The organism is Streptomyces katrae, from assembly GCF_000717655.1.
Taxonomy (GTDB): Bacteria; Actinomycetota; Actinomycetes; order Streptomycetales; family Streptomycetaceae; genus Streptomyces; species Streptomyces katrae_B.
On the sequence record NZ_JNZY01000008.1, the window covers coordinates 164787 to 177154 of the forward strand.

Annotated in this window: 13 protein-coding genes; 5 read left to right on the plus strand and 8 right to left on the minus strand. The window is 70.6% G+C overall.

Features of this window, described 5'->3' with window-relative positions; translation table 11 throughout:
* Positions 1–120 precede the first annotated feature (120 nt).
* On the minus strand, positions 121–723 hold the full coding sequence (locus IF09_RS0112370) for a TetR/AcrR family transcriptional regulator (RefSeq protein ID WP_030294865.1): 603 nt from the start codon (positions 721–723) through the stop codon (positions 121–123).
* 307 nt (positions 724–1030) lie between these two features.
* On the opposite strand from IF09_RS0112370, the gene IF09_RS0112375 reads away from it, so the two are divergent.
* Entirely contained in the window at positions 1031–1450 is a 420-nt protein-coding gene (locus tag IF09_RS0112375; RefSeq protein ID WP_158709951.1) for a hypothetical protein, read from the plus strand.
* A gap of 540 nt (positions 1451–1990) precedes the next feature.
* Here the strand turns inward: IF09_RS0112375 and IF09_RS42880 are convergent.
* From IF09_RS42880 to IF09_RS0112390, 3 genes are all read right to left on the minus strand, one after another.
* Positions 1991–2269, minus strand: a complete 279-nt coding sequence (locus IF09_RS42880; protein ID WP_324606843.1) for a transglycosylase family protein — start codon at positions 2267–2269, stop codon at positions 1991–1993.
* Between the two features lie 706 nt (positions 2270–2975).
* Entirely contained in the window at positions 2976–4154 is a 1179-nt protein-coding gene (locus IF09_RS0112385) for a M6 family metalloprotease domain-containing protein (RefSeq protein WP_030294869.1), read from the minus strand.
* A gap of 63 nt (positions 4155–4217) precedes the next feature.
* Positions 4218–5483 carry an alpha/beta fold hydrolase gene (locus IF09_RS0112390; RefSeq protein ID WP_030294870.1) on the minus strand — a complete coding sequence of 422 codons (1266 nt, stop codon included), beginning with the start codon at positions 5481–5483 and terminating at the stop codon, positions 4218–4220.
* Between the two features lie 210 nt (positions 5484–5693).
* On the opposite strand from IF09_RS0112390, the gene IF09_RS0112395 reads away from it, so the two are divergent.
* Both IF09_RS0112395 and IF09_RS0112400 read left to right on the plus strand, forming a co-directional pair.
* Positions 5694–7448, plus strand: coding sequence for an ABC transporter substrate-binding protein (locus IF09_RS0112395; RefSeq protein ID WP_030294872.1), 1755 nt, complete (start codon positions 5694–5696; stop codon positions 7446–7448).
* 466 nt (positions 7449–7914) lie between these two features.
* Positions 7915–8880: a LysR family transcriptional regulator gene (locus IF09_RS0112400; protein WP_037634701.1), complete on the plus strand. Its 966-nt coding sequence runs from the start codon at positions 7915–7917 to the stop codon at positions 8878–8880.
* Positions 8881–9174: 294 nt separating this feature from the next.
* Here IF09_RS0112400 and IF09_RS0112405 read toward each other — a convergent pair whose 3' ends face one another.
* The 4 genes from IF09_RS0112405 to IF09_RS0112420 all read right to left on the minus strand — a co-directional run bounded on the left by IF09_RS0112405 (position 9175) and on the right by IF09_RS0112420 (position 10703).
* A complete protein-coding gene (locus IF09_RS0112405) occupies positions 9175–9519 on the minus strand; it encodes a hypothetical protein (protein WP_030294875.1) in 345 nt (114 codons plus the stop codon).
* Between the two features lie 63 nt (positions 9520–9582).
* Positions 9583–9705 carry a hypothetical protein gene (locus IF09_RS47915; protein WP_267882147.1) on the minus strand — a complete coding sequence of 41 codons (123 nt, stop codon included), beginning with the start codon at positions 9703–9705 and terminating at the stop codon, positions 9583–9585.
* A gap of 5 nt (positions 9706–9710) precedes the next feature.
* A complete protein-coding gene (locus IF09_RS0112415; RefSeq protein WP_030294878.1) occupies positions 9711–10097 on the minus strand; it encodes a VOC family protein in 387 nt (128 codons plus the stop codon).
* Positions 10098–10427: 330 nt separating this feature from the next.
* Complete coding sequence (locus IF09_RS0112420) at positions 10428–10703, minus strand: isoamylase early set domain-containing protein (RefSeq protein WP_030294880.1); 276 nt, start codon at positions 10701–10703, stop codon at positions 10428–10430.
* Between the two features lie 406 nt (positions 10704–11109).
* Between IF09_RS0112420 and IF09_RS45575 the strand changes: the two genes are divergently transcribed.
* Together IF09_RS45575 and IF09_RS0112430 are read left to right on the plus strand one after the other, a co-directional pair.
* Complete coding sequence (locus tag IF09_RS45575; protein ID WP_158709952.1) at positions 11110–11340, plus strand: hypothetical protein; 231 nt, start codon at positions 11110–11112, stop codon at positions 11338–11340.
* A 586-nt stretch (positions 11341–11926) separates the two neighbouring features.
* Positions 11927–12193, plus strand: a complete 267-nt coding sequence (locus IF09_RS0112430) for a hypothetical protein (protein WP_030294884.1) — start codon at positions 11927–11929, stop codon at positions 12191–12193.
* The last annotated feature ends 175 nt before the right edge of the window (positions 12194–12368 follow it).

Sequence of the window (12368 nt, forward strand, 5' to 3'; positions counted from 1 at the left end):
ATCGTTACCGGAAGTATCGTTATTGAGTCATGGAGAGGCAAGAGACCTGGTGGCACGAAAATATGAAGCCGGAGGCCGGAGGCCGGAGGCCAGAAGCCGGAAGCGGTCAGCCGGAAGCCGTCAGCCGCCCGCGCTGACCGCCCGGGCTACGAGATCGACCAGCGCGTCCACGAAGCGGGCATCCGGCAGCTCCTGCTCACCGATCAGCCGGAAGAGCAGTGGTGCGGCCACCAGGGTGGCCGCAGCCCGGACGTCGGTGCCCGGGTCCACGTCACCACGGGCGATCCCCCGTTCGAGGATGCGCCTCGTCTCGCTCGTGATCCGCTCGGTGTACTCCGCGTACTGGGCCCGGCCCGCCCCGATCTCGGCCGCCGCACCGATGAGGCCCGCGATCAGCCGGTCGGAACCCGGCAGCCGGTAGGCCTCCAGGCGAGCGGTGAGCACGAAGCGGAGCTCCGTGCGGAAGTCGCCCAGATCAGGCACCGACAGGACGCCGATACGCGTCTCGGCAGCGGCGATGATCAGCTCCTGCTTGGTGGGCCAACGCCGGTAGATGGCGGGCTTGCTCACCCCGGCCCTCGCGGCCACGGCGTCCATCGTGACCGCCTCGATCCCCTGCTCGGTGACCAGTTCCACGACCGCATTGAGGACGGCTCCGGTGACCCGCTCCTCCCTCGGTCGCCCCGGTCCCCGCTCCGTACCGCGCGACTGCGTATCCACCATGCACCCGAGCCTACGATCCCCACCGAACCATGCGGACCAGGGGTGCGGGGCGACCGACGTTCAGTGGGGGACCAGTCGCCCGGAGCCGATGGGCTGACTCGCGAGTAATGGGGTGTGCGGCCTGAGGTTCGACTGCGTGTGACCACCGGCGCTTCCGGAGGGCGACGGCGTGCCTGCGGCAGGCCCTCATCCGTGTTGCCGCCGCATCTGGGCGGGGGTGTACTGTGACGAACGGTTGAACGTGTTCAGTTTCAAGATCGTCCGGTACTCCCGGAGCGAGCAGGGGGAATGTGCAGTGGTGCGGAAGATGACGGGCAGGCGGCTCCTGTGCGTCGCGGGGTACGCGACAACCGCCCAGTACGCGGCCATCGGCACCGCCCTGATCGCACTGTCCCTGGTCACCGAGGGGCTGCCCATCGAGCGCAGCGACTGGCTGTACTCGCTGGTGTGGCTCGCCTGCCTCAGCGCCGTCCTGGGGCTGGCCCAGGCCTTGCTGTTCGCCACTCCGACGGCCTTGATCGGCGAAGCCCTGGCCCGGCGGCTGCCAGGCGGCCGGATTCTGTGGCACCTGGCACCCGTCCCCCTCCTGCCGCTCATCCCGGCCGCCGTCGCCTACTCCTTCGACGGCGCGGCCTGGCAGTGGTGGGCCTACCTGACCCTGCTGGGTTGTGTCCCCGCTGTGGCAGCGGGGCGGGTTCGGATCCCGGCCGCCCTGTTCGCCTCCTAGGAGACGTAGGGCCTGTCCGACGGATCAGGCCCTGGTGCCTCTCCAGCAGGGCTTCGGGCTTGGTCATCGTTCAGGCAGTCCTTGCCTGCGACGGCGAAGCACCGCGGGCGCTGTTCCTTGACCCAGGATCTGCGGGCGACCTGCTCGTGCCGTGGCGATGGCGCCTTCGGGCGCAACGCCCGAAGAGCGGGCAACGACCTGTCCGGATGGTCAATGTCCGCCTCTCCTTCCCTTCAGCAACCATGCTCACGTCGTCAGCGGTGAGGCAGGCGGCCAGCAGGCTCTCCTGGCTCGGGCCCTGTTGGACGCGAGCCATCAGTGCCTCGGGCTTTGGCCGCCACCACGCGGGCGTCACTCCGCGCCCGCCTCACAGCACCGAACCGAATGACGGAACGAGCGCGTTGCCCGCATACCGCTGCAACTACCCCAGACGGCCCAGCGAGAAGATGGATGCAATCGGCAACAACCTGTGACCGTCAGCGCGTCCCATCGGGAGCTCCCCCCACAGGGCGACCCCGCTCCTCTGTTGGAGCGTGCCTTTCAGCGGCGGCGTGCGCAGGTCCAAGCCCCCATGCCCTGGACCTTGGCGAGTCTCCTCGCCGTCGCGATCTGCTCCGCCTTTGTGGCGAGGTCCGCGCGTGGTGCGTACTTGCGGCCTCCTGCCGCGTTCCAGCTCGACTGGGTGAACTGCAATCCCCCGTAATGGCCGTTGCCGGTGTTCGCCCGCCAGTTCCCGCCGGATTCACACCGCGCGATGGCGTCCCAGTCGCGGTTCGGTTTGGAGTGGACCGTAGCGGCGTCAGCCCCGGAAGCGTTCACCAGGGCCACAGTCAACAAGACTGCAGAGGCGCACAGTAGGCCGAACTTGCTCCGGCCTCGCCGGTCCTTGTGTTGGCGCGACATCAGTCCTCCTTCGCTGTTGGGGCGGGCCTGCCACGACAGCGGGTGGGCCCGCGTACGACCGCCTTCGGGCCGTTGCCACAGCACAGCACGGACCGACGTGCCTTCAGCGGCACTTGCCGTCGGCGAAGGAGTGACGCCACCCGAACGGACGCTACGGCCCCTCCTGAGGTCTCCCCTGCGCAAGAGGAACCCTTCCCGAACGTGACACGCCGAGGTGACGGCTTCGAACCAGTGCACCGTCCACGCCGACCCCGGCCGCCACCAGGAGCGTGGATCGGTAACGAGCAAGGGGCCTGCTGATCGTGATCGATGGGATCGGTCGCGGCTCTCAGCCGCCCGCCGCTGAACCCGACAACTCCAGAACCACCGTCAACGTTACGGACCGCTTCGTGACCGGGGACGTGAACGGCCCGTTCTCAAGGCGCCTCTGCCCGCGCAGGAGTTCGCCCACCTCTGGCGCATCGGGGCCCAGGCACCTGACCGTTGCCCGGTGGCGAATCGGCGGCGCACGAAGCAGGCTTCCCGTGTCGGGCCACCCGAGCCAGATGGTGCGACGTGCCGGCGGGACTCGACATGGTTGGTCCCCGGGAGTCAGGTGGACGGCGGCCGGCCCGGCCCGAAGTCACTCCTTGCTCAGCCGCACCGTGTCTCCCGTCCGTCCGCCCGCGAGGACGTCGATGCGCACGCCGGTCGCGGGGTCGGTGAAGCTCTGGCCGGGTGCGTACGCGGCCAGGTCCAGCGGGGTGCAGCCGGTGGGCGGGGTCGTGGTCGGGTTCGCATTCGTGATCCGGACCGGACCCTCGCCGGTCCTGGCGGCGGAGTCGACCTTGTAGATGAGGACGCCGGTGGAGCAGGCGGCCGCGTCATTTCCCTCGGTACGGCGGGATTCCGCCACGTAGGCCGTCGTCTCGCCGGTCCGCACCACGGCGATCTTGGTTCCGCCGGGCCGTTCCACCGAGGTCAGCCGCACCGTACGGCGACCGGACGCGGGCAGGCAGGCGACCTGGTCGTCGCGGGTCCAGCCGAGCTTCCACGAGTGCCAGCCGAGGTGCTGCGGGGCGTGGCCGGCGATGTTGCCCATGACGTCCCAGCCGCCCACGTACTGGTGGGTGGCGCCGGTGAACGAGTACAGGTCGGGGAGCCCGAACGTATGGGCGGTCTCGTGGGCCACGACCTTGTGCCCCCAGCGCCACATGTCCTGTCCGAAAGTGACGGCCCATTTGAGGCGGGTGCCGTCGGCGGTGATGCCGGGTGCCGACGGGTCGTACAGGTAGGTCGGTGAGAAGGGGATGGCGGTCGCCGTCCTGGCGGGGACGACATAGACCATGTCGTAGCGGGAGAAGTCCGCGTAAGGGTCGGCGGCCGTGATCGCGTCGCGGAGGTACTTCTCGTGGGCCTCGAAGGTGAGGCCGCGCGCGAAGCCGTAGGAGGTGGACTCGGCGGGCATCCGGATCCAGCGGTGCAGTGACGTGTTGTCCAGTCGCAGACGGCCGTAGCTCGCGCGGCCCATCCAGTCGGCGGCCGGGGCGAGGTGAGCGGCGTAAGGCTCGGTGGAGTCGGCGGCCGGGGCGTCGGGGAAGTCGACGTACAGCGTCAGGACGCGGCGGGTTCCGGTGGCGGGCTGGAACTGGGTCCGGTCGGTGTCGCGGCCCTCGTCCGTCCAGCCGGTCCGGCCGGGGAGGGCGCAGCCGGCGGCCGGGGGCGGCGAGCCGGGGGCAGCGGCCGCGGTGGGGGCGGACAGGCAGGAGATGAGGGCGACGGCTGCGGCGAGTGGCTGCACGCGGTGGAGCGGGGTGGTCATGTCTCTCCCGTCGGTGGCAGGCTGAGGGGTTACGCGGGCGGGTGGGAAGGAGCTGCGAGGGCGCTATGCGCGACCCGCGGCCAGGTCCATCAGGCGGGACAGCACACGGCCGCCGGAGGCGGTGACGCCGTCGTGCTCCCATTCGTTGGTGACCCATACCCGGGTGGCGCCGACCTCGCGCGCGGTGCGCAGGGAGAGCCCGGCGTCCACGTACATGTCGTCGTGGTAGACGAGTGCGGCGAGTGGGACCCGGTTGGCGGCGAGGCGGCGGGGGTCGTACAACGGTGGCCAGTCGGGGCGTTGGGCGAGCAGATCTGCGGCGTCCGCGAAGGGGCGCAGGCCTTTGACCTCTCGGAACATCCAGGGGTAGATCATTTCTCCGGTGAGCAGGAGGGGGTCGGCGTCCTCGGTGAACTCGGGGAAGGCCGCCAACGCCCTGGACGCCGCCCAGCCCGTCGGCCCCGCGCCTTGGCCGTACAGGGTCTCCTGCATGACGGCGAAGAGCGGGTTGTCGGTGAAGCCGGTCAGTGTCATCACCTGGTGCAGGAACGTGTCGGTCAGCTTCGCTTCGCGGTCAAGGGATTCGTCGAGGAGCCAGTGGATCCGCTCGAAGCCGTCGCCCATGCCGAGGACGAGGCCCAGCGTGCGCAGGCGGCGGGGGGTGAGCCGGTCTCCGTCGGGCAGGCGCACATCGGTGGCAGCGAGGAGGCGGGCGATCTCGCGCAGCCGGGCTGCGTCGTCGGGGTAGCGGGCGTAGAAGTCGAGGACGCGGTCCCGCACCCGGGGGTAGGTGCGGGCGTAGACGTCTTCGGCGGTGGCCGAGAGGCCCGGCAGGCCGCCGGTCACGTAGCACGCCCGCAGCCCTTCGGGCGCCTGGGAGAGATAGGTGAGGGTGATGAAGCCGCCGTAGCTCTGGCCGAGGGTCTCCCAGGGCTCGTCGCCGCACAGCTGTCGGCGGATCAGTTCGGCGTCCGCGACGATCGAGTCGGCGCGGAAGTGGCCGAGATGGCCGGCCAGCCGGGCCGGTGAAGCGAAGCGGGAGGCGGCCTGGGCGGTAACGGGAGTGGATCGGCCCGTGCCGCGCTGATCGAGGAGGAGGACCCGGTGGGTTTTGAGGGCCTGCGGCAACCAGCCGGGTGAATCGGCCGACGGCCTGGGCGACTTGCCACCGGGTCCACCCTGCAGATAGAGCAGCCAGGGCAGTTGCCGACCTGCCTGGCGCGCGGCGGTGACCTCCCGGGCGAAAATCTGGAGGGTCGGACCGTGCGGGGCGGCGTGGTCCAGGGGGACGGTGAAGTCGTGGTCGACGGTCGCGTACGCAGGGTTCATACGGGGTCCCTTTCGCGGCCACCTGACCGCACAGTGACGTGTGACATTGCGCGACAGCATGGCGCGGCCCAAGGTGACCGTGGAGCCCCCACTTACCCATAACGCTGCGCTATGGACGCGCGACAATTGCGGGTGCCATTTCACATAACTATGTTATCGGTCACATTCCAGCCCCCGCGGGCTGCCCGACTGTTCACGGAGTGACCACTGATGAACAAGCGCACTCTCCACGCCGTCGCCAGCGCCCTGGCGGCGACCGTCACACTCGGCATGGCCGGCTGTTCCAGCGGCACCCACTCCGGCAGCAGTCAGCAGGACAAGGGCCAGAAGAACCCGGCACTCACCAACGCGGGGGCCATAGTCGGCGGCACTGCTCAGAAGGGCGGCACGCTGACCATCCTGTCCAACCAGGACTTCTCCCACCTCGACCCGGCCCGCAACTGGGTGATCGGAGACATGGACTTCGGCACCCGGCTGCTCTACCGCACGCTGGTCACGTACAAGGCGGAACCGGGCGCGAAGGGCGGCGAGCTCGTCCCCGACCTCGCCGAGGACCTGGGCGTCTCCTCCAACGGCGCCAAGACATGGACCTTCAAGCTCAAGAGGGGCCTCACGTACGAGGACGGCACCCCGATCACCGCACAGGACGTCAAGTACAACGTCGAGCGGTCCTTCTCCCCCGACCTGCCCGGCGGGCCGGACTACGCCGCCCGCTACCTGGCCGGCGCCGACGGCTACCGGGGCCCCGCCCAGGGGCAGCACCTCGACTCCGTCAAGACCCCCGACGACCACACGATCGTCTTCGAACTCCGCAAGCCCTTCGCGGAATTCCCCAACGCCACCGTCCTGCCCACCTTCGCCCCGGTGCCAAGGGCCCAGGACAAGGGCCCCCAATACGACAGCCGGCCGTTCTCCTCGGGCCCCTACAAGATCGAGTCGTACGACCGGGACAAGCGACTGGTGCTGGTCCGCAACCCCCACTGGGACCCGGCTACGGACGTCGTGCGCAAGGCATACCCGGACAAGCTGGTCGTGGTGATGGGACTGAGGGCCAATCAGATCGACGACCGGCTCATCGCCTCGGAGGGCGTGGACGCCTCTGCAGTCTCCTGGGGCAAACTGCGCCCGGAGAGCACCCCCAAGGTGCTCACCAAGGCCGACGTCAAGGCGCGCCTGCTGGCCGAGTCCACCAACTGCACCGAGATGGTGCAGATGCACACGGGCCGTGCACCCTTCGACGACATCAAGGTCCGCCAGGCCGTGCAGTACGCCCTGGACCGCGAAGCGGTGCTGACCGCCTCGGGCGGCCCGGCCCTCAACGACCTCACCACCGCACTCATGCCCGGCTCGCTCTTCGGCGGCAAGCAGCCCGACACCCTGGGGATCCCGGCCACGGGCGACGCGGAGAAGGCGAAGCAGCTCCTGAAGGAGGCGGGCAAGCCGGACGGGTTCACGACCACCATCACCGTCTCCAACGGGGACAAGGGGGTTGCCGAGGCGATCCAGCAGTCCCTGGGCCGGGCGGGAATCAAGGTGACGATCGACGCCGTCGACCCGTCGGCCTTCTACGACACCATCGGTGACACCAAGAACCGCAGCGACCTCGTCTACACCGGCTGGTGCCCCGACTACCCCTCCGGCTCCACCTTCCTGCCCTTCGTCTTCGACGGCCGCTACATCAAGGAGAAGGGCAACTCCGGCAATCACTCGCTCTTCCGCGACGAGGCGACGATGAAGCGGATGGACGAGATCGCCGACATGACCGACGCCGCGCAGGCCAACACGGCGTGGCGGCAGCTGGACGGGGAGATCCTCGCCAAGGCCCCGACGGCGCCCGCCGTCATCGAGCGCATGCCGCTACTACTCGGCACCAACATCGCCGGCGCCTTCGGCCACACGTCCTTCGGCGGCCAGCTCGACTACGCCACGATCGGGCTCAAGGACCCGGCGAAGAGCGGCACCTGAGCCACCCCGCGCATTGCTCCCGGCTCCTTGGCACGGGGCCGGGGACGCTGCCGCGTCCGTGCCGCGCCTACGACTTCGTGACGCGTACGGTCTTCCGCCGTACCCGTCGGCGGCGAGCACGTCGATCCTCACTCCGGCCGCCACATCGGTGAACGACTCGTCGGCCCGGAACGGGGCGTCGTCCAGCGGGCGGCAGCCGCCGGCAGTTGCGGCGGCCGGCTTGGCGTCCATCACCCTAACCACCGGCCCCTGGCCGGTCCGAACGGAGGCGTCGACCCGGTAGACAAGGGCGCCGGTCGAGCAGGAGCCCGCGTCCGCCTCGATCCCGCGCCTGGACTCGACGACGTACGCGGTCGTGGGCCTCATGGACGCACGACCTCCAGTAAATCACGTGTGACATTTCACATAGGATGGATGGGATCCGGCTCCTGTCCGAAAGCTGTTGCCGCTCCATAACATGCGCGGCATGGAACTGGAGGTACGGCACCTGCGGGTGGTGTGCGCGATCGCCGAGGCCGGCAGCCTCACCCGGGCGGCCGCCGCGCTGTCCATGACCCAGCCCGGCCTCAGCACGCAGTTGCGCCGCATCGAGTCGATGCTCGGTGGTGTCCTCTTCGACCGGCGCCGGGCCGGAGCAACACCCACGGCCTTCGGCGAGCTGGTGCTGGCCCGGGCCCACGCCGTCCTGCCGGGCATCGACTCCCTCCTCGCCGACACCGCCCGCGCGGCCCGCCACCTGTCCTCCCCGGACCGGGTCCGCGTCGGATCGGTCGGTGCTCCCCTCATCGGCCACCTCCTCCTGGCCATAGGAAGGTTGCTCCCCGAGGCCGAGGTGACGTCCCGGTGCCACTACTCCCCCGTCACCCTCCTGGACGACCTCGCCGCCGGCCGCCTGGAGGCAGCGGTGCTCGGAGACCACCCGGAGCAGGTCCTGCCCCCGCGCGAGGGGGTGGTCCTCACCCCCCTGGTCACCGAACCCGTCTTCGCCCTGCTGCCCGCGACGCACACGCTGGCCGGCCAGGAGGCCGTGCCCCTGACCGAACTCGCCGATCACGACTGGGCGATGCCCCGGCCGGACGGCGACCGCACCCGCGAGTACTGGTCCTCCGTGTGCGCGCTGGCCGGCCGGCGCCCGTTCGCCCCACACGAGGCCGAGGGGCGCCAGCTGATCGAACTGGTCCGCGCGGGACTGGCCGTCAGTCTCTGCCAGGCCACCTTCGCGGAAACCCCCGGCGTCGCCGTCCGCCCCCTCGTGGGAAACCCGCTCTGGTACCGCCACGTGCTGGCCTGGCACCGCGAAGGCCCACTGACACCCCACGGCGACGTCATCCTCCGCACCGCGGCGGCCGGCTACCTGGACAGCTGCGCCGCCAGCCCGGTCTACGCGAACTGGCGCCGCCGACATCCGGACCTGGCCCAGCCCTCCGCATAACAGCAGGTCAGGCTCGCTCGCATACGAGGGGGTTCCCATGGCGATGTACAGCCGAGCGTCGTTCCGGCTCCTCCCCCTCCCCTGATTTCCGCAGTCGGCCAGCATGTGGGCGCCCACGAGGGCCAGGCGGGTGCCCTGCCCCGCGAGGGGGGAAGAGCAGCGGCCGGCGTCTCCGAGCAGGGTCATCCGGACCCGCGACCACGGGTCCATGTGCATCTAAGCCATGGCGTCGCAGTGGAAGTCGGGCGCCTTCCGGGCGGCCTCGGCCAGGCGAGCGCGGGAGGGGAGCGGCCGTTACCTGTCCATGTCCGGGGGCGGCGCGGTGGCACCCAGGGTCCGCCGGGCGTCCAGCCATACCCTCTCGAACTCCTCGGCCGAGATCGCGCCGGCGCGCGGCGCTTCCTCCCATCCCGTGAGCCTGCCCTCGGCGACGAGGCCGTACCGCTGTTCGTAGCGGCTCATCGTCGCGATGTCCGCGCGCTCCTGAAACCGGAGAACCTCCGCCAGGGAGGCGGCGGTCACCGGGGTGCCGTCCTCGGATCGCAAGTCCACTTGCCGTAGAACCCACCCCTCCTCGTCACCCTCGTAGTACTGCCACAGGCCTCGGGCCACGTCATACGTGCGGATCCACATCACCATGGCACCACGCTCGCGCAGGCAACAGGGCTGCTCCGGTACGGCACGCGCGTGCCTGCGGATGACTCACCCCGTCGCCGAGCACGCGAACACCGCCGTGACGCCGTCCGGCAACACTGCGATCTCGTGGCCCGAGAACGCCACGCGCTTCCCCACGCCCGCGGCCGCCTTGCCGGTGTGCTTCGCCACGCTGGTCACCGGGCCTGCTTCTGGTTGACGCCGATCACGTAGCCGTCGAGGTCGGTGAAATAGAAGAGCTTCTCCCCCTGGTGCTCCGTCACGTCCTTCTGGACCGTGACCAGGGGGCGGATGCGCTCGACGTAGGCGTCGAAGTCGTCCACGGCCAGGTAGAACATGCCGAACGCACCGACCGGGGTGTCCTTCAGAACGGGCAGCCAGCTGCGCAGGTGCTCGTCGCGGTAGACCATCAGCGCGAACTCGCCGGCGAAGAGCAGGATGCGCAAGTCGTCGTCCGGGTCACTACCGGCAGACAGGGCGGTGAAACCGAGCTTTTCGTAGAACTCGACGGCCGCCTGGGTGTCGGACACACCCAGGCAGGGGGCGATGACGGGAGGCTTCACGAAGATCACTCCTTGAGAGGAGACCCGAGGGAAGGGGCGGAGCTCCTGACGGCACACGACCTGGCCCGAGAAGCCCTAGCGGAAGCACGGCCTCCATATAGGACAGATCGCGTCCTGATGCGTGCGGCGCGCGGAACGCTTGCGGACCGCTACCCGCAGATCAGCCGCCACCGCCTGGACGGATTCACCCGCGCGCAGCCGGGCCAGCTGAGTGGGCCCGAGGCGGGCCGGGAGCCTGTCGGGCACGAGCGCTGCGCAGGGCCGCGCCCTCCCAGCCGGCACTCCGGACGACCACGTCGCTGGCACACCCTTGCTTTCGACGGGCGGCGGTCAGGTGTGCAGGCGGCTGTTGGCGCCGTCGCAGTCGTCGGTGCTCTCGTCGTTGAACCAGTAGTCGCCCGCCGCCAGGTAGCGGAAGGACTGGGTCGTCCCGCCCGGCAGTGCGACCGTGACCGCCCGCTTGCCGTCCTTGCGCGGCTCGAGCGTGTGGGCGCCGGGCTGCCAGTCGTTGAAGTCCCCCACCACGCTCACCGGCCCCGGCGGATCCTCCCGCGGCAGAACGAACGTGACCTCGGTACCGTCCTCGCGCGGCCTGCGCTCCAGCATGAGTGGCTCCAGTCGACGGCGACACAATGGGAACCCCATCTTCAGCCGCCCCGATGCCCGCCGCGCCCCGGCGAAGCCGCAGGCGTGAGCGTTCACCCGCCCGGCGTTCCCCGGGGCGCAGTGGGGGCCCTTGCATGTCAGGGTGGCAGGGCGACGAGAAGGTCCACACGCGCGGGACCCGGCCGGTCGAAGCCACCCCGACCGGGTCCCGCCACGGGCCCGTGTATCGCCCGGGACAACGCACCCGCCGTGCCCGGCCCTCTCCAGTGCGGCCTGTGGATGATCACGGGACGGACCTCCAGGACACGGTGCGCGCCGCTCGTGTCGCAGCAGGGTTCGATCCGGGCAGCGGGGGCGGCCGGGGCGTGCACCTGGTCCGGCACGCCCGGTGCGTGAGGTGGGCTGGGTGCCCGAAGAGATCGACGAGTTGCCGCCTCGCACCAACGGCGCACCCACCCCGGAGGAGGGCGGTACGGAGTTGGCCGGGCTGCACCACGCCACCGGTCTCGCCCTTGCCGCCGCGCTCCGTGCCGCAGGGCCACCACCGAAACCCGCAATGGCCACCGACCACATCCTCGTACTGCCCCACGGCCAGCGTGAGCATCACAACGGCCGTGCGGAGGGGCGCCCCTGCTGACGCCGTGCTTGCGAGCCGGGGCGGCGACAAGCGATCGATACCCAGCACGACCGACTTCGCCACGTTGGCGACGAGGCATCCCGCGGCGTAGGCCGGGGCCTGCGCCGAGACCCGCACGTGCCAGGCGCCCCACACCACACCCACCGTCGCCGCGGAGACGAGCGTCCCGACCCGGGGAGGGTGGAAGCCCTGGCGCTGGCGGAGCGCGGCCCGCAGGTGCGTACGCACCACCACGAAGCTGACGGGCGATGCCGTCGACGGGCTCGAACTCGGCGGGTTCGACGCCGTGCCGGAAGTCGCCGGACGTGCCGGGGCGGCCGGGGCAGGGGCGGCCGGGGTGGCGGCCGCGGCCCACGGGTCGGGGGATTCAGCGGTCCGGGCGGGCGGGAGAGTGGTTGCGGGCGCTGCGGCGCCGGCTCCACCGCCCAGTGGCTTCCGGGTCGCGAGTGCGGCCGCAGCCCCGAAGTCCGCGACCGAAGGACCCGCGAAGGGTCACCACTGCTCCCGCGGCCAGCTCGGTGATGCGCGCGTCGCGTTCTGCCGCGCGGACGCAGGTTACTCGCGTCCGGCATACGACACTGGACCCATGAGCCAGGACCGCTTCACCCTCGAGACCACCGGTGCCGCCATCGCCCCGGCCGCTGTCCGCCCACACCACAACCTGCACAACCTGCGATACAAGAAGCCGACGGAGGCGGCCCGGACCAGCCCCGAGGGGCACACCCTGCGCGCCCTGTCCGACCTCACGGTGGTGACCTGTGCCTGCGGCCTGACGACGCCAGCGCTCCCGAACGACGACGCGCGACTCGCATACGAGCAGCACCGCAACGAGATCCGTGACGAAATGGCCTGAGGACCGGCTCACCGGCTCAGCGGCCGATCGCCTCTCGGACCAAGCCCTCCGGGGTCGCTCGGCGCAGCAGGTCGGCCCACCGGCCGCTGCCTTAGGCCTTCGGCCGTCGTACCGGCGGTGCCGTCGGCGACCGCCTGACGGACGGCAGCGGCCATCCGGCCCATCTGCGGGAGAG